The organism is Capnocytophaga sp. CM59 (assembly GCF_000293175.1).
GTDB classification, from domain to species: Bacteria; Bacteroidota; Bacteroidia; order Flavobacteriales; family Flavobacteriaceae; genus Capnocytophaga; species Capnocytophaga granulosa.
The window spans coordinates 1-20,441 of record NZ_ALNN01000067.1; the positions used below are offsets into that span (position 1 = coordinate 1).

16 protein-coding genes are annotated in these 20,441 nt (G+C 45.1%); 11 read left to right on the forward strand and 5 right to left on the reverse strand.

The window, feature by feature from the left end:
• Position 1 precedes the first annotated feature (1 nt).
• The 11 genes from terL (at position 2) to HMPREF1154_RS12280 (ending at position 13,614) form a co-directional block, all read left to right on the forward strand.
• A complete protein-coding gene (gene terL / locus HMPREF1154_RS12230) occupies positions 2 to 1,747 on the forward strand; it encodes a phage terminase large subunit (protein ID WP_232212004.1) in 1,746 nt (581 codons plus the stop codon).
• Between the two features lie 102 nt (positions 1,748 to 1,849).
• On the forward strand, positions 1,850 to 3,046 hold the full coding sequence (locus tag HMPREF1154_RS12235; RefSeq protein WP_009642930.1) for a phage portal protein: 1,197 nt from the start codon (positions 1,850 to 1,852) through the stop codon (positions 3,044 to 3,046).
• A gap of 79 nt (positions 3,047 to 3,125) precedes the next feature.
• Positions 3,126 to 3,644 (forward strand): hypothetical protein, encoded by a 519-nt coding sequence (locus tag HMPREF1154_RS12240; protein WP_009642935.1) that lies wholly within the window; start codon positions 3,126 to 3,128, stop codon positions 3,642 to 3,644.
• 50 nt (positions 3,645 to 3,694) lie between these two features.
• The gene (locus HMPREF1154_RS12245; RefSeq protein WP_009642939.1) at positions 3,695 to 4,438 is read left to right on the forward strand and encodes a hypothetical protein; all 744 of its coding nucleotides are present in this window, start codon (positions 3,695 to 3,697) and stop codon (positions 4,436 to 4,438) included.
• A gap of 298 nt (positions 4,439 to 4,736) precedes the next feature.
• A complete protein-coding gene (locus tag HMPREF1154_RS12250) occupies positions 4,737 to 6,080 on the forward strand; it encodes a c-type cytochrome (protein WP_009642937.1) in 1,344 nt (447 codons plus the stop codon).
• Positions 6,081 to 6,171: 91 nt separating this feature from the next.
• Positions 6,172 to 9,267, forward strand: coding sequence for a TAT-variant-translocated molybdopterin oxidoreductase (locus HMPREF1154_RS12255; protein WP_009642933.1), 3,096 nt, complete (start codon positions 6,172 to 6,174; stop codon positions 9,265 to 9,267).
• A 78-nt stretch (positions 9,268 to 9,345) separates the two neighbouring features.
• The gene (nrfD, locus tag HMPREF1154_RS12260; RefSeq protein WP_009642928.1) at positions 9,346 to 10,746 is read left to right on the forward strand and encodes an NrfD/PsrC family molybdoenzyme membrane anchor subunit; all 1,401 of its coding nucleotides are present in this window, start codon (positions 9,346 to 9,348) and stop codon (positions 10,744 to 10,746) included.
• 2 nt (positions 10,747 to 10,748) lie between these two features.
• Positions 10,749 to 11,285, forward strand: a complete 537-nt coding sequence (locus tag HMPREF1154_RS12265) for a DUF3341 domain-containing protein (protein WP_009642929.1) — start codon at positions 10,749 to 10,751, stop codon at positions 11,283 to 11,285.
• Positions 11,282 to 11,863: a c-type cytochrome gene (locus HMPREF1154_RS12270; protein WP_009642927.1), complete on the forward strand. Its 582-nt coding sequence runs from the start codon at positions 11,282 to 11,284 to the stop codon at positions 11,861 to 11,863. The genes HMPREF1154_RS12265 and HMPREF1154_RS12270 overlap by 4 nt, the downstream gene beginning before the upstream one ends.
• A gap of 19 nt (positions 11,864 to 11,882) precedes the next feature.
• Positions 11,883 to 13,127: a hypothetical protein gene (locus HMPREF1154_RS12275; protein ID WP_034567517.1), complete on the forward strand. Its 1,245-nt coding sequence runs from the start codon at positions 11,883 to 11,885 to the stop codon at positions 13,125 to 13,127.
• A 175-nt stretch (positions 13,128 to 13,302) separates the two neighbouring features.
• Positions 13,303 to 13,614, forward strand: a complete 312-nt coding sequence (locus tag HMPREF1154_RS12280; protein WP_009642936.1) for a hypothetical protein — start codon at positions 13,303 to 13,305, stop codon at positions 13,612 to 13,614.
• Between the two features lie 5 nt (positions 13,615 to 13,619).
• Here HMPREF1154_RS12280 and HMPREF1154_RS12285 read toward each other — a convergent pair whose 3' ends face one another.
• From HMPREF1154_RS12285 to HMPREF1154_RS12305, 5 genes are all read right to left on the reverse strand, one after another.
• Positions 13,620 to 14,156, reverse strand: coding sequence for a hypothetical protein (locus HMPREF1154_RS12285; protein WP_009642926.1), 537 nt, complete (start codon positions 14,154 to 14,156; stop codon positions 13,620 to 13,622).
• Positions 14,156 to 15,010: an ATP synthase F1 subunit gamma gene (atpG, locus tag HMPREF1154_RS12290; protein WP_009642931.1), complete on the reverse strand. Its 855-nt coding sequence runs from the start codon at positions 15,008 to 15,010 to the stop codon at positions 14,156 to 14,158. The genes HMPREF1154_RS12285 and atpG overlap by 1 nt, the downstream gene beginning before the upstream one ends.
• 147 nt (positions 15,011 to 15,157) lie before the next feature.
• Complete coding sequence (locus HMPREF1154_RS12295) at positions 15,158 to 16,549, reverse strand: SLC13 family permease (RefSeq protein WP_009642940.1); 1,392 nt, start codon at positions 16,547 to 16,549, stop codon at positions 15,158 to 15,160.
• 175 nt (positions 16,550 to 16,724) lie between these two features.
• Entirely contained in the window at positions 16,725 to 17,789 is a 1,065-nt protein-coding gene (locus HMPREF1154_RS12300; protein WP_009642934.1) for a diphosphomevalonate/mevalonate 3,5-bisphosphate decarboxylase family protein, read from the reverse strand.
• 248 nt (positions 17,790 to 18,037) lie between these two features.
• Positions 18,038 to 20,083, reverse strand: a complete 2,046-nt coding sequence (locus HMPREF1154_RS12305; RefSeq protein ID WP_009642941.1) for a M13 family metallopeptidase — start codon at positions 20,081 to 20,083, stop codon at positions 18,038 to 18,040.
• Positions 20,084 to 20,441: the final 358 nt, after the last annotated feature.

Below are 20,441 nucleotides of genomic sequence, written 5' to 3' on the forward strand. Positions count from 1 at the left end.
TATCCGTATCATTATGCGCTTGGAAGGATGGGCTATAGGAAGTGAAAAGAGAAAAGTTAATAGTGAAAAGCGGGCAACGCCTGATAAGACAGCGTCCCATCGTAGGGGCGAATGGCAATTCGCCCAACATAACACGACCAATAACGACAACGATGACGAATATACAGAGAGCGAATTATCAAATAAGGGCGAATTGCTCACATACTCCGCTCCCGCGGACTTTGCCCCTACACCTGCTCAACACCAATATCCCCAACACAATACAGCTCACAACAATTACCCCTCCGAAGCCTTCGCCTGCTTAGTAGCCCCCTCGCCTTCGGAGAGGGGGTTGGGGGAGAGGAACCTCCTCTCCTTCACCCGCCATACGCTCCCTTCTTTTGCCCCCGCCCCTTTTCACCTCGCTTATTACGAGGTGCTGACGCGCTTTGCTATGGGAGAAATCAAAAAACTGATGATCACCATGCCGCCCCAACACGGTAAGAGCGAGGGAGCGACCCGCCGCCTACCCGCTTTCGTCTTAGGACAAGACCCAGACAAACGTATTGCTATTGTTTCCTACAATGCTATCAAAGCGCGTAAGTTCAACCGCGAACTCCAACGTATCATGGACGATGACCGCTATTATGAGTTGTTTCCTCAAACACTCCTTGCTGGTCAGGCAAGCTACCAAGAACAAGGAAGAAGAAGCCGTAACTACGCCCGCAATTCCGATGAGTGTGAGATTGTAGGCTACCAAGGGAGTTTCAAGACGATTGGCGTAGGAGGTTCCCTAACTGGCGAACCTGTGGATATGCTGATTATGGACGACTTGTACAAAGATGCATCGTCCGCTTGGTCGCCAGTAATTCGCCAAAACGTAGCCGATTGGTACGATACAGTAGCCTCCACACGTTTGCACAACGATAGCCAACAACTATTGGTATTTACCCGCTGGCACATGGAAGATTTAGCAGGACGCTTGCTCGAACAAGAGGGTGTATATGACCCTATAGAAAATCCGCAAGGTTGGTTATTAGTCAGCTTTCCCGCTATACAGAACAGGCCGCCGAGCGAACAAGACCCCAGAGCAGAAGGAGAACCCCTATGGCCTGAACGACATAGCCTAAGCAAGTTGCTTGAAATCAAAGGTCGCTCCCCAACTGTTTTTGAAAGTCTATACCAACAAAATCCGCAACCTTCCCAAGGGTTGATGTATGAGGAATTTACTTGTTATACCGACTTGCCTTCTCGTTCCTACTCCGTAGCATATATTGACGCTGCTGATAGTGGGGCGGACTACCTATGCGCTTTGTTCTACAAAGAGGCAGAGGACGGCAACTATATTACAGATGTGCTCTACACCAAAGACCCTATGGAGGTTACTGAAACAACCCTAACTTATATGTTGCAGCAACACCAAGTGGAGCGCTGTCATATTGAGAGCAACAACGGCGGCAACCTCTTTGTCAGCAACCTGCAACAACGCTCATGGGACACAGGCAACCGACTGACGCGCTTTAATTCTTTTCATCAGAATCAGAATAAGACAGCGCGCATCTTTGCCGCTTCTGCTTCGGTGCAAAAGCTCATCAAGATGCCTCTGGACTGGAAAAAGCGTTTCCCGAAGTTTGCTCGTGACCTTACGGGTTACCTCCGCGTGGGCACCAACGCCCATGACGATGCCCCCGATGCCCTTACAGGCTCCATTGAGTGCCGCCAGCCCCCCAAGAGAGTCAGCGTGGCGGAGATGTTCGGAAGGATTTAAGCCAATAGTGAAAAGTGAATAGTGAAAAACGCTATTCAGGCGCTCACTCTTCACTTTTCACTAATAACTCTTCACTCTTCACTTTTCGTTATTCACTTAATTATGTTGGATATTTCTTTACTCAAATCAGGGCGTAACGCCCCCTTACCTAATCCTGTAGAGGCGCAGAAAGCCCTCAACCCAGCCTTGCACCCCGTCAATGACCCCGTGCTGAGGCGAGATAAGCAGGTACAGACCTCCGAAGGCACACGCCTTGAGCGTGTTGCCCGCATTGCCTTGCCCTTGCAGCAGCTTATCATCAAGCGCTCGGTAGCCTTCCTCTTTGGTACTCCTGTGCGCTATGAGTGCGACAGTGAGGATAAGCAGCACCAACAGGCCTACAAGGCTATCCTCAAAATCCTCGCCCAAGCCAAGGACAACAGCCTAAACCGACGTATTGCCCGCGCGACCTTTTCCTTTGGCGAATGTGCCGAGCTGTGGTACCCCGTCCCTACTGCTACCCACTATGACTATGGGTTCCCCTGCCAGTTCAAGCTCCGTTGCAGTCTGTTTTCGCCTGCTTTTGGCGATACGCTCTACCCTTATTTTGACGCCACTGGTGATATGACCGCTTTCTCCCGCGCCTATAAGAGCCTCAACCCTCAGGGGGAAAGCGTAGGGGAGCTTGCCGATTACTTTGAGACCTACACAGCCACCGAACATTACCTATGGCGTATGGTATCAGGTCAATACCTCTTAGAAGAGGGTTATCCCAAGCCCAATCCTATCGGTAAGATACCTATAGTATATGCCCACCAACCCCATAGGGAAACCCAAGAGGTAGATCCACTCATTGAGCGACTGGAACACCTCTTGTCCAATTTCGCCGAAACCAACGACTACCATGCCGCACCTAAGCTCTTTGTCACGGGCAACATACAGGGCTGGAGCCAGAAGGGCGAACCAGGGGCTATCATTGAGGGCGACAAGGACGCCTCCATGCAGTACATCTCTTGGCACAATGCCCCCGAATCGGTCAAGCTGGAGATGGACACCCTGCTGCGTATGATCTACACCCTCACCCAGACCCCCGACATCTCCTACCAAAGTGTCCAATCCATGTCGCCCCCATCGGGTGCCGCCCTCAAGCTCCTTTTCCTCGACGCCTCGCTCAAGGTGCAGGACAAGCGCGAAATCTTTGATGCCTACCTATCACGGCGCTTGGCCATTCTCAAGGCCTACCTCGCTCAGTTACATACACCCCTGAGGCAAGCCGCCGCCCAAGTGGAGATCACCGCGCATATTCAAGAACTAATTTAATGAGGCAATGAGGCAATTGGTCAATGAGACAATGAGCAAATCGCCAAATCAACTAATCAACTAATCAACAAATTATCCTATGTTATTTTTTCTCGTCCCCTTAGTCCTTTTGTATCATTCCGATACGTCCATAGCCTTGCGAGATAGGCTGTATTACCTATGGCAAACGCTCTCTCGCAGCGCCCCTGTTATGCTCCTATACCGCTACTTCCACTCTTGGCAACAGACCCATGAGGCTTTTCTGGTAGCTTTGGGAGTAGCCCTTGTGGTCAATATGTTTGTCGGGGTCGCCTACCACCTGCGCCAGCGTACTTTTTCCTTGTCGGAGCTGTTAAAGAAAAGCGCCCAGATGCTTGGGGTCATCGCTGCGGTATATATACTCTTGGCACTGCTAAAAGTCCCTTTGGCCGAGAGCCACACAGGCGAACTCTTTGAGAGCACCCTCCAGCTGATGACCCTGCTATACCCAGTGAGCAAGGCCGTCAAGAACATCTTTGTCCTCACCCATGGCAAGTATCCCCCCGCTTGGGTGATGAAGGCACTCTATAACTATGAAAAAGAAGGCAAACTCAAGGAATTTTTTAATAATGACAAGTGATAAATCAACCATAAATTTTCACTAACTTTGTACCTAAAAATAAAACCAATATGAAACGCATAATACTTATACTCCTCTTAGGCGTATATTCCTCAGCATTCGCACAAAATAAGATAATAGGCGTGTGGTATCCCCTTGAGCTCTTTGGAAAAAGAAACCCCGTGGAGATATACCGTTTGCAAAAGACAACCAAAGCAACAGCAGGCTATCTCATAGATTTTGCTAAGGATAAGACTTTTTATAGTTCTTATTTTGCCCCTTGTGGACTGGATTGTTTTGTCTCTACTAAAGGTACTTATAAGAGGGTAGATAGGCATTACCTATCTTTTCATGTAGATACTTTCTCCGCTTATGGAGAAGGATGTGAGAAAGCTGAACATGAAAAAATAGATACCGATTTGGGTAAGTACTATGTCTATTTTTCACCAAGTGGAATACTTTACCTGATCAAAAGTACAGGAAATCTCAAGCAAGATAAGCAGTTAGCTCAGGATGCAGAGCAGTTTGACGACCTTTTTCCTATTGTAAAGTATATTTACAAACAACATAATAAGGGAATTGCCTCTTATAATCCTTCTTTTAGAGAAGAAGTAGCCACTTATGCAGCACAAGTACTCAAGCTAACACATTACAGAGTATGTTTGCAGTTTTTTATAGGAGGATCTATAGGAAACATAGGCTTAGTCAAGGACTTGGATACAGGCACTTATTTCTATGTGGCTGAGAGCATCTATGTTCAAAAGGGAAACGAACTCTTCCATTTCACCTCAGAAGAACTCAAAAGTGAAAAGTGAAGAATGAAAAGTGAAGAATGAAAAGTACTCGTCACTCGTCATTAGTCATTAATCATTAGTCATTAATCATTAGTCATTAATCATCAGTCATTAATCATCAGTCATTAATCATTATTTAGACTTTTTACAAATTACAATAAAACACTTAAAAACCCTTTTAAATTACATTAAGAAGTTGTACTTTTGCAGCGTAGTAGTAGGTATGCTCAAGGCCTTTGGTTACAAGGAAGAAGAGTGTAGAAAATAGAACTACAAAGAAAAAAAGAATAGATAGTTTTTTGTTTTTAATAGCTTTTTTATGAAAAAGAGTAGAAATTATAAGGGAGGATCATGGCGAGCGTTATGGCTTGTAGCTATGCTGTTCCCTATATACTTGTTTGGACAAGATGCTTCAGGCGACCCCGCCAAGGGGAAAGACTTGTTCAAGGCCAACTGTGCCGCTTGTCATAAGTTGGAAGGAAAGCTGGTAGGTCCTCCTCTTGGGGGCGTTACCGAGAAAAAATCTGCCGAATGGCTACACAAGTGGATCAAAAATAGCCAAGCCCTCATCGCCGCTGGTGACAAGGATGCAATTGCTATCTTTGAGGAGTACAACAAGGTGCCTATGCTCGCTTACGAGAGTATCCTCTCCGATGAGGACATCAACAATGTATTGGCCTATGTAGCTGACCCTGCTAAGGCCGATGCAGCGGCTGCCCCTGCTGCTCCTGCCGCTGGTGATGCTACTGCTGCCGCTGGTGCTGCTCCTGCCACAGGCGATGCAGCTGCCACTACAACAGCACCTGTGAAAGAGACTTCTAATAAGTCCCTTGCCATAGTGCTCTTCTCTGCCTCTGTCTTACTCCTTGCCTTGCTCGTATTCTTTGTAGTAAAAGCCAACCGCGAGGTAAAGAAATTGGCCAAAGAGAACAACAACGAAGAATATCTAAAGCAAAGCAAATATTATCCTTTGTGGAATGTTTTTGTGAAAAACAAAATCATCACCGCTTGCCTTATTGCTATCTTATTCTTCTCCTCTACCTACTTTGCCTATGGATACCTTATGCAAGTGGGTATAGACCAAGGATACCAACCTATTCAGGAAATCCACTATTCTCACAAAATACACGCTGGCGATAACCAGATAGACTGTAAGTTCTGCCACTCTGCGGCACGTACTTCCAAAACAGCAGGAATCCCTTCGCTCAATGTATGTATGAACTGCCATAAGAACATAGAAGAGTATACAGGCCCTGTAACAGACCAATATACTAAGGAGTTCTATGATGGAGAAATCAAAAAACTATATGATGCTGTAGGTTGGGATCCTGAAAATGCACAATATACAGGAGTTCAAAAACCAGTGAAATGGACGCGTATCCATAACCTTCCTGACCATGTATATTTCAATCACTCTCAGCACGTAACCGTAGCGGGAGTAGCTTGCCAACAGTGCCACGGTGATGTACAGACTATGGAAGTGGTTGAGCAACACGCTCCTCTTACCATGGGCTGGTGTATCAACTGCCACCGCACTACCAATGTCAATGATGCCAATCCGTATTACGAAAAGATACATGAGCAATTGGCTAAGAAATATGGTAAAGAAAAGCTCACCATCGCCGAACTCGGCGGTCTCGAATGTGGTAAGTGCCACTACTAATAATGTTTAATGATTAATGACTAATGACGAGTGACCAATGACGATTCATGGTTCATTGACAATTAACAATTAACAATTAACAATTAAGAACATGTCATCAGAAAAAAAATATTGGAGAAGTGTAGAGGAGTTGGATACGAACAACCCTGTGATAGAGCAAATTCATCAAAATGAGTTTGTCGATAAGCTCCCTACCTTATATTCAGGCGAACACGAGTTCCTAAGTAACCAAGAGGCGATGGAGGAGAGTGCTACCACCCGCCGCGACTTCCTCAAGTATGTGGGATTCACTACCGCTGCTGCGGCCTTGGCAGCCTGCGAAGGCCCTGTACATAAGGCAATCCCTTATGTGATCCTACCCGAACAGATACGCCCAGGTATCCCTGACTACTATGCCACTACCATGGCCGATGGGTTTGACTTCGCTTCTGTGCTTGTCAAAACCCGCGAAGGGCGCCCTATCCGTGTGGAAAATAACCGCGAAGCGGCTTACCGTGGCTGTGGAAATGCACGTGTACAGGCTTCCGTACTCTCTATGTACGATAGCTTGCGCGCCAAAAATCCTCAAAAAGGTACTGAAAATATCACTTGGGATACCCTTGATAGTGCTGTGGTAAAAGCGCTTACCGATGCCGCTGCTCAACAGAAGCAGATCGTATTGCTTACCGGTACCCTTGCGAGTCCTTCTACAGAGAACCTAATCAAGGAATTCACCGAAAAATATCCAACAACTAAGCATGTAACCTACGATGCCGTTTCTGAAGAAGCTGCCGTATTGGCCTTTGAAAAGAAATACGGTGTGCGTGCCTTAGCCGATTATGATTTCTCCAAAGCTCAAGTAATTATCTCCTTCGGGGCTGACTTTATCGCCGATTGGCAAGGAGGCTACGAAGAGGAATATGCCAAAGGACGTATCCCTACCAAAGAGGGTAGAATGTCTAAGCACTTCCAGTTTGAGAGCAATATGTCCCTCTCTGGTGCTAATGCCGATGAGCGTATAGCACTGAAACCTGCCTTGCTTAAGGTAGCTTTGGCTAAGTTCTACGGCTACCTCACTGGAAAGACCGTAGGAGGTTCTCTTCCTGAGCGTGCCGAAGCAGCTGTAAAGAAAGCAGCCGAACAGGCTAAAAAAGCAGGTAGCAAAGCCGTTGTCGTAACAGGTATTCAGGACGTGAATGCACAGAGCTTGGTGCTTGAGATCAACGAAGAGGTACTCCACAGTGCAGCCTTTGATCCTGCCCACCCTGTATATATCCGCCAAGGTAATGCCGCTGCTTTCAAGCAATTGCTAACCGATATGAATGCGGGTAATGTAGGGGTGCTTATCATCAATAATGTAAATCCATTATACACTCTATCCGCTGCCGATGCGGTAGCATTCGAATCTGGCCTTGCTAAGGTAGCAACTTCTGTGGATTTCTCCCTCCGTGCCGACGAAACAGCTGTGAAAGCTACTTATCTTGCTGCTGCTCCTCACTACTTGGAGTCTTGGGGCGATGTGCGTATGCGTATCGACTATTACTCACTTATGCAGCCTACTATCCGTCCGCTGTTTGATACACGCCAGTTCCAAGAAGCATTGCTCAAATGGAGCGGAAAGGATGCTAACTACTACGAATATATCAAAGCGTTCTGGAAAGCCAATGTGCTGGCCGAAGGCGATGCTTGGGAAAAAGCTCAACATGATGGCTTCTACCGCAAGGAAGCAGCCTTGCTTGGAGAAAAACCAGAGGCCTTGGATACAACTCCTATGGTAGCTGCCCTTACTGCAGCGCCTGCTGAAAGCTTTGAACTAACCTTATATACCAAAACAGGTCTTGGTGATGGCCAACAAGCCAACAACCCTTGGCTACAAGAATTACCTGACCCTATCACCCGTGTGTCTTGGGATAACTATCTGACCATGTCCGCCGCCGATGCCAAAGAATTGGGTATCAAGAATTGGCATGTAGCCAATGGCGCCTTGGACGGAGATTATGCCCAAATCCAAGTAGGCGATGTCACCCTCAAAGTGCCCGTACTTATCCAACCTGGTCAGGCCAAAGGTTCTGTAGGTCTCGCTTTCGGTTACGGAAGAAAGGCGGCCATGAAAAAGGAAATGCAAATAGGGGTCAATGCCTATGTCCTTTACAACAATTTCAACAATGTACAACCAGTTGCCTCTATCAAAAAGGTAGATGGTACTCACGAATATGCTTGTATCCAGCTCCACAATACCCTTATGGGGCGTGGCGACATCGTTAAAGAAACTTCTCTAGAAGAGTTCTTGACCAAGGATGCCCACCAGTGGAACAAAAAGCCTGAAGTATCCCTAGATCACAAGGAAGTAAAAGCAACTTCTGTAACGCTTTGGAAAGAATATGACTACTCTACAGGACACTTCTTTAACCTTTCTATTGACCTAAATGCTTGTACAGGTTGTGGGGCTTGTGTGATTGCTTGCCACGCTGAAAACAATGTACCTGTGGTAGGTAAGAGTGAGGTAAGACGCTCCCGCGATATGCACTGGTTGCGTATAGACCGCTACTACTCTTCTGAAGAGACTTTCAAGGGCGATTTGGAAAAAGTAGAAGGTATCGAAGGCCTTAGCGCATCACTCTCTACTTTCGGGGAAATGGAAGTGGCCTCTGATAATCCACAAGTGGTATTCCAGCCTGTAATGTGCCAGCAGTGTAACAACGCTCCTTGTGAGACAGTATGTCCTGTGGGGGCTACCTCTCACGGGGTACAAGGACAAAACCACATGGCTTATAACCGTTGCGTAGGTACTCGTTATTGTGCTAACAACTGTCCTTACAAGGTACGTCGCTTCAACTGGTTCCTCTATAGCAACAACAACGAGTTCGACTACCACATGAACGATGACTATGGTAAGATGGTACTCAACCCCGATGTAGTGGTACGTTCTCGTGGGGTGATGGAAAAATGTTCTTTCTGTATCCAAGAAACCCAAGCCGTTATCCTACGTGCTAAGCGTGAAAATCGCCAGGTGAAAGTAGGTGAGTTCAACGACGCTTGTGCTTGTTCTTCTGCTTGTGGTACAGGGGCAATGACCTTTGGAGACATGAACAACCCAGAAGATCCTATCGTAGAACTCAGCAAGAACGACCGTATGTATCACCTCTTGGAACACATCGGTACCCGTCCTAACGTATTCTATCAAGTAAAAGTAAGAAACAACGATTAATATAGTTAATAATTTTGAGTTTTGAGTGCTTAGTTAGCTAACTCAAAACTCAAAACCCAAAACTCAAAACTAAAAAATATGGCATCGCATTACGAAGCACCTATACGCAATCCACTAATAGTAGGCGACAAGACCTACCACGATGTTACTGTGGATGTAGCGCGCCCTGTTGAAGGGAAAGCCAATCGCCTTTGGTGGATAGTATTCTCAGTAGCCCTCGCTGCTTTCTTGTGGGGATTGGGCTGTATCGTCTATACCGTATCTACGGGGATAGGCGTATGGGGATTGAACAAGACCGTGGGTTGGGCTTGGGACATCACCAACTTTGTATGGTGGGTAGGTATCGGTCACGCTGGTACCCTAATCTCCGCCGTATTGTTACTCTTCCGTCAGAAATGGAGAATGGCCATCAACCGCTCTGCCGAAGCGATGACCATCTTCTCAGTAGTACAGGCGGGTCTCTTCCCTATTATCCACATGGGACGCCCTTGGTTGGCCTACTGGACTGTACCTATACCAAACCAATTCGGTTCGCTTTGGGTGAACTTTAACTCTCCTTTGCTTTGGGACGTGTTCGCGATCTCCACTTACCTCTCTGTATCCTTGGTGTTCTGGTGGACAGGACTTTTGCCTGACTTCGCTATGTTACGCGATAGAGCGGTAAAACCTTTCCAAAAGAAAATCTATAGCTTGGTGAGCTTCGGTTGGAGTGGTCGTGCTAAGGATTGGCAACGCTTTGAGGAAGTATCCTTGGTATTGGCAGGACTAGCTACCCCTTTGGTACTCTCCGTGCATACCATCGTATCCTTCGACTTTGCGACCTCTGTAATCCCTGGTTGGCATACCACTATCTTCCCGCCTTACTTCGTGGCTGGGGCGATCTTCTCTGGGTTCTCCATGGTAAATACGCTCCTTATCATCATGCGTAAGGTGTCTAATTTGGAAAACTATATTACCCTACAGCACATTGAGCTGATGAACTTAGTGGTAATGATCACGGGTTCTATCGTAGGTTGTGCTTATATCACCGAGCTTTTCGTAGCTTGGTATTCAGGAGTGGAATATGAGCAATACGCCTTCCTAAACCGTGCCACAGGGCCTTACTGGTGGGCATATTGGATGATGATGTCTTGCAACGTGTTCTCTCCTCAGTTCATGTGGTTCAAGAAGCTACGCCGCAGTATCCTCTTCTCTTTCTGTATCTCTATTGTAGTAAATATAGGGATGTGGTTCGAGCGTTTTGTGATCATCGTAACCTCTTTGCACCGTGATTACTTGCCTTCTTCTTGGAGCATGTTCTCTCCTACACTGATTGATATAGGTATCTATACAGGAACCATCGGATTCTTCTTCGTGCTCTTCTTGCTCTATTCACGTACTTTCCCTGTGATAGCACAAGCCGAAGTAAAATCTATCTTGAAGTCCTCAGGAGAAAAATATAAAAAATTAAGAGACACTAACCCTAATAATTCACATTAGTTATGAGTAAGAAAGTAGTACAAGCACTCTATAATGACGATGATGTGCTCCTCTCCGCTGTCAAAAAGGTTCGCCAGGCCAACCTTAAGATAGAGGAAGTATATACACCCTTCCCTGTACATGGATTAGACAAGGCCATGGGACTAAAGCCTACACGAATTGCCATAGCTTCATTCATCTACGGATGTATAGGATTAGTGGTTGCTACCATTATGATGAAGTACATCATGATTGATGACTGGCCTCGTAACATAGGAGGAAAGCCTAATTTTACTTATATAACCAACCTACCCGCTTTCGTACCTATCATGTTCGAGCTTACGGTATTCTTTGCCGCTCACCTTATGGTAATCTCTTTCTACATGCGTAGTAAGCTATATCCTTACAAAAAGGCTGAGAATCCGGATCCACGTACCACCGATGACCATTTCCTTATGGAAGTACAAGCCGATGATAATACCTCTGAGCTTGTCAAACTCCTACAAGACACCGGTGCCGTTGAGGTAAAAATAGCAGATAAAAAAGCAATTCAGATATGAAAAAAAGATATATATTCGCCTTATCCGTAGTCGCCCTTTCGCTTACCGCTTGTTTCCACAAGGATAAGCCGAACTACCAGTATATGGCTGATACCGATATGTATTTCCCTGTAGGCTACGAAACCTACCAAGAGGCGCCTGAGGGGAACAAAGCACTCAAGGGCGGTATGGAAGCGCAACTCCCTCCAGAACATACCATCAAGCGTGGTTGGATGCCTTACCTCTATCCTAATACCAATGAGGGCTATGAGGATGCTAAGGCCAATCTTAAAAACCCGCTTGTAGCCGATAGCCTTGCCCTAGATAGCAATATCAAAGAAGGGGCTGCCCTCTACAATATCTACTGTATGGTGTGCCATGGCGCCGAAGGCGACGGACAGGGTATCCTCGTGCAACGAGACAAATATTTGGGCGTGCCTAACTATAAGGACAGAGAGATTACCCAAGGAAGCATCTACCATGTAATCTATTACGGACGTAATGCTATGGGCTCCTACGCTTCTCAGATTACTGAAAAAGAACGTTGGCAAGTAGCCTTATATGTGGAGCAACTCCGAAACAAACTCATTAATAAATAACCCCTAAGAAAAAGGAATTATGTATTCGTTTTCAAGTAAAATAAAGCTAACAGCTCTCATTAGTATGATAGTGGGGCTTGTAGCAGTCATATATAGCTTTATAGCGACCCCCAGTTCCGTAGCCGACCTCCATCAGGGGGGCGAAGCAGCTCACGATCCTGCGCATTTGGAACACATGCTTCACATGCTACAGAATAAGCCTTGGGCTGCCCTCTATGTAGCGGCACTCTTCTTTTTGCTCATCAGCTTAGGGGTCTTAGCTTTCTATGCTATCAACCGTGCCGCTCAGGCTGGTTGGGCACCGATTCTCTTTAGAGTAATGGAAGGAATCACAGGTTACCTCCCTGTAGGGGCTTTGATTTTCTTTGTATTGCTTGTATGTTCAGGTCTTCATCTGAATCATCTCTTCATCTGGATGGATCCTCAAGTGGTAGCGCATGATACCGTGATACAGGGCAAAACAGGCTACCTGAATGTGCCTATGTTCCTCGTGCGTGCTGCTGTGTATCTCTTGGGTTGGATCGCTTACAGACAGATTACTCGTAAGCTCTCCCTCCAGCAAGACGAGGCAACCGATAACCGTCCGTTCATCAAAGCCTTTAAGTGGTCTGCGGGCTTCTTGGTATTCTTCCTCGTTACTGAGTCCATGATGTCTTGGGATTGGGTGATGAGTGTAGATCCACACTGGTTCAGTACCCTCTTTGGTTGGTATGTATTTGGTAGCTTCATCACTTGTGCTATCGCTGCCATCATCTTGGTTACTGTAACACTTAAGAACCAAGGCTACTTAGAACATGTCAATGACAGTCACCTCCACGATTTGGCCAAATACCTATTTGGGTTCTCTATTTTCTGGACTTACCTTTGGTTCTCTCAATATCTATTGTATTGGTACTCCAATATCCCAGAAGAAGTTACCTATTTCGTAACACGTTTGGAGAACTTTGAGCCTATTGTTTTGGGAATGTTGGCCATCAACTTCCTTCTACCATTGCTCATCTTGGTTGATTCTGATATCAAGCGCAAACCTTGGGTAGTAGGAACTATGGCTGTAGTGATTCTTATAGGACACTATATGGATTTCTTCAATATGATTATGCCAGCCACCGTAGGACGCGAATGGAGTATAGGAGCTGCCGAAATTGGAAGTTTGTTATTCTTCTTCGGATTATTCACCTATGTAACATTCTACACCCTTACCAAGGCTCCATTAGTAGAAAAACGCCACCCTCTTATGGGCGAAAGCGAACACTTCCACTACTAAAATAGATAAAAGATTAAAAGTTAAAAGTAAAAGGTGAAAAGTACGCCACTTTTTACCTTTTACTGTCATTATCAATCATTAGTCACTCAGCATTAGTCGTAAGAACAGAAGCACTTAGTCAAGGGGAATCAAATGTTATTACCTATAGGATGGAGGAAACCTTGTCAAAGAAGTTTTGCAACTCAAGGAAGCTAATGGACAAGTAAAACGAACTGTGGAAACGGTCTATGAGTATGACCTCTCTATAAAGAATCCTAATTTATCTATAGAAACTAGATTGGTTAAGACTTACTTTTATGAAAGTACAACCTATTCCCCTGAGACGTTTAGTAAAAATGTATTAACCAAATGGACGACCACTTCTCCTATTACTGAAGAAAATCGCTCATCTGTCTTCACCTATCAGAAAAATGATCAAGGCTATCCCACCGAGGTAAATGAAAGAACAAGTGGTAATACACGTAGCTGGACAGAATACCAGTACTAAGACTCTTATTCCATTATATTGATAGTTAAACAATAGTCTTCTGCCATGAGTTCTACCCATGCGCAGAGGACTTTCTTAGCCTTGCCTGCCTGCAATAGGTATTGGCTGTATTGAGAGAAAAATTCGCTTGGATATTGGTCAAATATGAAGAAACTACTCTCTGTCCTAAGGCCATGACGAATAGCTATTTCCCCTAAGCAAATATTGGGGAGTGTATAAACAAAAATAGCAGGGGAGGGGTAGTAGTTATTGGGGTCTTGTATGGTCTCTTGGTGCCTAAGATCGGTATCCAAACTTGCTGAATGATTGGCAAAAACAAGCGCTAAGCCTTCTTTTTCCTCCGAAGAGAACCCTTCAAGGAGGTATTCGACCCCCAAGAAAGCTAGTTTGCTAAGAGCATCCATCTTAAAGAATTTGGGATAATCAATTCCTAAATGCTTATAGGCGCCCTTGGCGAAAGTGGAGAAATCTCCACCTAACATTTCAAAAACAAAGGAACCATTAATGATAATGGCTCCTTTATATATCTTACAAGTCTTCATTAACTGTTTAGGGCATTGGCTCCGGAGACAATTTCAAGGATTTCGTTGGTAATAGCCGTTTGTCGGGCTTTGTTATAAGTAAGAGTGAGTTCGTCACGGAGAGTAGAGGCGTTGTCGGTAGCCTTGTGCATAGCCGTCATACGTGCCCCATGTTCGGCCGCTAGGGAATCACGAAGTCCCTTGTATAGCTGTAGCTTAAGATGCTTAGGAATAAGCCCCTCTATGATGGCCTCAGCCGATGGCTCATAGATAAAGTCGCTCTCTTCTTGCTCTTCTTCTGTGGTTAGTTGTAGAGGCAGGAATACCTCTTCGGTGAGAATCTGAGTGGCAACGTTCTTAAAACTATTGTATACTAAGATGATACGGTCATAAGTGCCCTTGGTGTAGGCGTCCATAAGCTCTTGGGCTAAGGTAGCTACCTTTTGGAAGTCCATATGGTCAAAGAAACCTTCGCAATAGCGACTTACTTTGCCTGTTTTCTTGAGAATATCATTTCCTTTTTTACCAATGGTGAGTATTTCCACCTCTTTTCCTTCGTATTTCTCCAAAAGGGATAGAGTATGCTTTACTATAGTAGAGTTGAAAGCCCCGCATAACCCTCTGTCGGAGGTGATAGCCACCACAAGAATACGCTTTTCTCCCTTTTCACGAGGCAGGAAAGGGTTTGTAGTGCCCAAGGCACTCTTGAGGGATTTAAGGAGGTTCCCTAAGGTATTAGCGTAAGGTTTCATGGCATGGATAGCCTCTTGTGCTTTTTTGGACTTAGCGGCAGACACCATTTTCATTGCGCTGGTTATCTGCATGGTAGAACTTATCGAGTTGATACGATTGCGTATCTCTTTAAGGTTGGCCATAACTGGATATTAAACAGATTCTTTGCGAGTGCAAAAATACGAAAAAATAATGACAAATGACAAATGACAAATGATAAATTTTTATAATGACAAGTGACTAATGAAGCAGGGAGGATTGGTCATTAGTCACTTGTCAATAGTCATTAATTATTTTCCTCCCCAGAAATAGTATCCTATGATACTGATGAACAATATACTGATGATATTGAGCCAAAATCCAGCCTTGAGCATGACTTTCTGAGGGATGAGTCCCGTACCAAAGGCAATGGCGTTAGGCGGGGTAGCCACAGGGAGCATGAAGGCACAAGAGGCACCAATACCAATAATCATCGCCAAACCGATTTCAGGCACGCCTATTTCCTTGGCAATGGAGATAAAGATAGGTACCAAGAGCGCAGCACTGGCTGTATTGGAGGTAAATTCGGTGAGGAATATGATAAAGGTAGCTACCAAAAGACCTATGATAAAGTGGTTTTGGTTACGGATAAGTTCCACAATAGTCTCTACCAAAGCCTTACTTGCTCCAGAGGAGCCTAGGACAGCACTCAAGGTAAGCCCCCCTCCGAAGAGTAGGAGTACACCCCAGTCGGTATTTTCCTCAATATTCTTCCAACTTACGATGTTGAAGGTACAAACGAGGATAGCAGCTGTCAGGGCGACTATACTATCAAAATCACCTATTTTTTCCAATCCGAAAAGACCAGAGAGTATAGGGTTGACCTGTGTGGAGAAAATCCAAAATAAGGCAGTAAGCGCAAAGATAATGATAGCACCCCATTGTTTTCTATTGAGTGGTTCTTCCTTATGATCATCGCCTTTGACTTGGTCCATAGAAACCTTTAGGTTAGGGCGGAAGAGAATATACAAGGTAAGTATTGTAAGAGGCAATAATCCTGCTACCACAGGCATACCATACCATAGCCATTCTTGGAAAGTTACGCCCAAGTTAGAAGAAACGATGGCATTTGGAGGGCTACCTACAAGGGTACCCATACCCCCAATACTGGCCGAATAGGTAATCCCTAAGATCACGAACCAGTAGGAGCCTTTGTTCTGCTCATAAGGCAAGCCCTTGAGCAAACCGATACCTAGAGGAATCATCATAGCTGCAGTAGCTGTGTTACTAATTCCCATAGAGAGACCAGCGGTTACCAAAAAGAGCAATAGGACAGCCCATAGGAAATTACCACGGGCAAGGGACAGCACTTTGTAAGCAATGTATTTGTCCAACTTGTTGACGCTCAGTGCAGCCGCTAAGGCAAATCCTCCAAAGAATAGGAAGATGGTCGGGTTGGCAAAATGTTGCAGTGCGGGCTTGGTATCTACCAATCCTAAGATGACGGAAAGGATTGGTACCGCTATGGCTGTAATGGTGATAGGGATCACCTCGGTAAGCCATAGGATAGCTACTAAGACTAGTAGCGCTAGACCTTTGTTGGTCTTAGCTTCGTAGGGGAGCCATAACATAAGCGCCCCTGAGAGCAGTACGGCCACTAACAGAATCAGGGCTCGCTTGGCAGTAATAAACTCAGTTTTCATAGGCTATAGGAATTAGCAAACAAGGGAAAAACCCTTGCTATTTATGTCCAACAAAATTACATTTTTTAGACGAAAAAAGCAAGAGTTTTTTATGTTTTTTTTCAACAATTGGCCTATTTTCTTTATAGATAGGTTTTTATTTGTTATAAGTGTCTTAATATGAGAGAATTAACTCTTATTTGCCTACGTGATCAAAGAGAACATCTCCGTCTTGGCATAGGGGTCTGAGTTTTTCTTCGATGAAGGGGTGCACCTTTGATTTTTCGGCTTCGGGGTAGAGCAGGTGTATATTGGCACCTGCATCGAGGGTAAAGCAGATGGGGGTGTTGGTACTGGCGCGGAAATACCATATTCTTTCTATAGCCGATAGGGTATTGGGGCGCATCAGTATATAATAAGGGTTGGAGGTGAGCATCATGGCATGTAGGGCGAGGGCTTCGCTTTCCACGATTTTGTTGAACTCATTCAGATCACCTTGGGAGAGCACATCTCTCAGCAGGGTGATGTTCTGTCTTGCTTGAGCAAAACGCGCTTCGGCGTAGGGGTGGTCTATCATGAGCTTGTGTCCCTTGGAGCTACTCACGGGCTTTTGTCCCTTGTCAATAAGAAGAATGGTGTCTTGGTAGGTGTCAAATACCTCATGGGTGTCTTTTAAGGGGACACCATAAAAGTTGGAGCTATCAGGTACGGCCGGATGGGCGCCCCACATGACAATACCGCCATAGGTACTACGGCAGGCACTTCCAGAACCTAAGCGTGCTAAAAAGGAGGCTTTCTCATAGAAAAATTGCTCACTCATCTCCGGAGCGAAGAGTTTTTCTATCTTCATTAGGCAAACGGCTAAAGCAGCCATACCGCTGGCAGAAGAGGCGATCCCTGAGCTATGAGGAAAGGAATTGCGGGTACGTACAATAAAGTAATAGTCTCTAAGAAAGGGGATATAGTTGCGGATACGGGTAAAGAAAGTTTCTATTTTAGGGAGAAAATTTTCCTTGGGTTCTTTGTCAAAATAGAAATCAATCTGGAAGCTCGTAGTAAAATCGGTACGAGGGGCCATCTCCATAATGGTTTCAGTGTAAGAATCAGAGAGTGTGAAACTGATAGAGGGATTCATAGGGATTTGTTCACCCTTCTTTCCCCAATACTTCACCAAGGCAATATTGCTCGGTGCACGATGTTGCACTTTGGCTGCCTCTACCTTCTGAGTGTAGGGCTTAGGAATAAATTTGTCTACTAACATCCTTTGATAATGACTAGTAACTAATGATTAATAATTAATAAAGGTGCTTTTGGATACCTTAATAATGAGCGGCAAAGATACAAAGATTAATTGTTAATTGTTAATGATCAATTGTTAATATTTGTAGAACGAAATGAAAGTAAAAAATAAAAAGAGAAGAGTGAAAGATGAAAAATGGAAAGTCCTCTAAGGGCGTTTTCACTGTTCACTATTCTCTCTTCTCTTATTTTTCTCGTCACTTATTTGGGTTACCAAATTTTGACTCTGTCCTGAGGTTTTCTGTAGAGTTTGTCGCCTTCTTTGACATTGAAAGTCTGGTACCAAGCATCCACATTGGTTAGAGGGGCAAAGGCACGGAGGTAGTCAGGGGCGTGAGGGTCGGTTTTAACCTGATTGGTAAGGTTCTGGTCGGTGGTAAGGGAACGCCATACGGTAGCCCAAGCGATAAAGAAGCGTTCGTTTTGGGTAAATCCGCTAATTTTGGCTACATCACCATGATCTTTGAGATACATTTGTAAGGCGTCAAAGGCGATATTGGCACCGCCAAGGTCGGCAATGTTTTCCCCATTGGTGAAGATACCATTGACAAAGATTCCTTTTACGGGTTCATATTGGTCGTATTGTTTGGCCAATGCTTGGGTTGCTTTTTCGAAATTGGCACGGTCGGCAGGGCTCCACCAGTCTTGTAGGTTTCCATCGGCATCAAATTGGGCACCGCTGTCATCAAAGCCATGGGTCATCTCGTGTCCTATGATCCCCCCGATAGCACCGAAATTCACAGCTGGGTCAGCTTCAGGGTTGAACATAGGGGCTTGCAGGATAGCGGCAGGGAAAACAATCTCGTTGTAGAGAGGACTGTAGTAGGCATTGACAGTTTGTGGCGTCATGCCCCATTTGGTTTTATCCACAGGCTTGCCCACTTCGTCTAGGCTCTTTTGGTAGTACCATTGGGAGAGGTGTTGTAGGTTCTCGGTAAGGGTAGCTTTGGGGTCAATGTTGAGTTTGGAATAGTCCTCCCACTTGTCGGGATAGCCTACTTTTACATTGAGTTTGTCCAATTTGGCTAAGGCTTTTTGCTTGGTTTCCTCGCTCATCCAAGAGAGGTTTTGGATATGCTGGGCAAAACTCTTTCTTAGATAGCTGATAAGAGTAAGCATCTGATCCTTAGAGGTTTTAGGGAAGAATTTTTCTACATAGAGTTTACCAAAAGCCTCACCCAAGGACCCATCAATAAGAGAGAAGGCACGCTTTTGGATAGAGCGTTGTTCCTGCTGGCCACGTAGGTATTTGTCATAAAACTCAAAGGAAAGGTTGTCCAATTCCTCATTGAGGTTAGAGATATTGCTTAGTACCAACATGTATTTTAGGTAGTCCTTGAGCAGAGGTAAGTTGTTGGCGTTGATAAACTTATCATAGTCCTTATACAAGCGCAATTCGGAGACAATAACTTTGTTTTCACCCATACCAACATTCTTGAGCAGTTGTGGTAGATTGATATTCTTGACCATGGAACCCAACTCTTCCACACTGAGAGGGTGGTAGCTTAGGTTAGGGTCTCGGCTTTCCTCAACGGTGAGCATGAGTTTGGCAAGGCTTTTTTCAAAGGCCACTTGTTTTTGAGCTTTCTCTTCGGGGTTTTGAGCTCCCATAGCCTTGAATACTTGGGCGACGAAGGCCTCGTATTTCTGTAGGGCTTCGGTGTTGCTTTGGCTCTCTTTTTGGTAGTAGTCATTGCCCATACCGATAGAGAAATTGCTCAGATAGGCCACATTGGTATTGGAATCTTTCATATCGGCATAGGCGCCCCATGCACAGATAGGATTGTTACCTAGGCGAGTGGCTTCTTCCAAGTATTTCTGGAGGTCGGCTAGGGACTTGATGTTATCAATCTGGGCTAATTGTCCCTCAATGGGGCTAAGACCTTGTTTGTTACGGGTATCCCAGTCTACGTACTGCTTGTAGAGGGTTTGGATTTTTTGGCCTTCACTACCATCGGAATACTGCTTGCTGACGAGGTCGTCTAAGATAGAGAGGCAGTTGGTTTCGGTAATGTCGTCCAACATGTAGTAGGTACCCCAAGAGGTTTTGTCGGCTGGGATTTTAGCGGTTTTCATCCAGCTACCATTGACATAGTTGTAGAAGTCATCTTGCGGACGTACAGAGGAGTCCATAGCGGAGATGTCAAGGCCTTTTTCTTCGGTTTTGGCTGGAGTTTCCTTAGGAGGGTTGCCGCAAGCTGCCAAAAGAGAAAGAGAAGCCCAAAGGGCGGTTTTTGAGAAGGTATTTTTTTTCATTTTTTATTGAATTTCTGATGTATTTCTATAGTGATTATAGTCAATCATATTTTAGGATGTAAATATAAGACAAGAGACTAATTCCTAATTTGCTCTTTTTCAAGGGCTAATTGCCATTAGCCCCTACACCTGCTCATGCTAATTTTTCGTACCTCCGCTGGTGCGAGCTTGCAGCTCGTACCTAATGATTATGGAGCTTGTAGCTCCTATAAAGAGCCAAAGGCTCTACTTAATAGTAGGCACGAGCTGCAAGCTCGCGCCAGCAGAGGGTTTGCGAAACTTAAATAGATAAGGCAAGGGATTAATTCCTAATTTGCTCTTTTTCAAGGGCTAATTGCCATTAGCCCCTACACCTGCT

What these genes read in the sequence shown, in the direction of transcription:
- HMPREF1154_RS12235 (WP_009642930.1), top strand. Translation starts at nt 1,850, where the DNA reads ATGTTGGATATTTCTTTACTCAAATCAGGGCGTAACGCCCCCTTACCT.
- HMPREF1154_RS12240 (WP_009642935.1), top strand. Translation starts at nt 3,126, where the DNA reads ATGTTATTTTTTCTCGTCCCCTTAGTCCTTTTGTATCATTCCGATACG.
- HMPREF1154_RS12245 (WP_009642939.1), top strand. Translation starts at nt 3,695, where the DNA reads ATGAAACGCATAATACTTATACTCCTCTTAGGCGTATATTCCTCAGCA.
- HMPREF1154_RS12250 (WP_009642937.1), top strand. Translation starts at nt 4,737, where the DNA reads ATGAAAAAGAGTAGAAATTATAAGGGAGGATCATGGCGAGCGTTATGG.
- HMPREF1154_RS12255 (WP_009642933.1), top strand. Translation starts at nt 6,172, where the DNA reads ATGTCATCAGAAAAAAAATATTGGAGAAGTGTAGAGGAGTTGGATACG.
- nrfD (WP_009642928.1), top strand. Translation starts at nt 9,346, where the DNA reads ATGGCATCGCATTACGAAGCACCTATACGCAATCCACTAATAGTAGGC.
- HMPREF1154_RS12265 (WP_009642929.1), top strand. Translation starts at nt 10,749, where the DNA reads ATGAGTAAGAAAGTAGTACAAGCACTCTATAATGACGATGATGTGCTC.
- HMPREF1154_RS12270 (WP_009642927.1), top strand. Translation starts at nt 11,282, where the DNA reads ATGAAAAAAAGATATATATTCGCCTTATCCGTAGTCGCCCTTTCGCTT.
- HMPREF1154_RS12275 (WP_034567517.1), top strand. Translation starts at nt 11,883, where the DNA reads ATGTATTCGTTTTCAAGTAAAATAAAGCTAACAGCTCTCATTAGTATG.
- HMPREF1154_RS12285 (WP_009642926.1), bottom strand. Translation starts at nt 14,156, where the DNA reads ATGAAGACTTGTAAGATATATAAAGGAGCCATTATCATTAATGGTTCC.
- atpG (WP_009642931.1), bottom strand. Translation starts at nt 15,010, where the DNA reads ATGGCCAACCTTAAAGAGATACGCAATCGTATCAACTCGATAAGTTCT.
- HMPREF1154_RS12295 (WP_009642940.1), bottom strand. Translation starts at nt 16,549, where the DNA reads ATGAAAACTGAGTTTATTACTGCCAAGCGAGCCCTGATTCTGTTAGTG.
- HMPREF1154_RS12300 (WP_009642934.1), bottom strand. Translation starts at nt 17,789, where the DNA reads ATGTTAGTAGACAAATTTATTCCTAAGCCCTACACTCAGAAGGTAGAG.
- HMPREF1154_RS12305 (WP_009642941.1), bottom strand. Translation starts at nt 20,083, where the DNA reads ATGAAAAAAAATACCTTCTCAAAAACCGCCCTTTGGGCTTCTCTTTCT.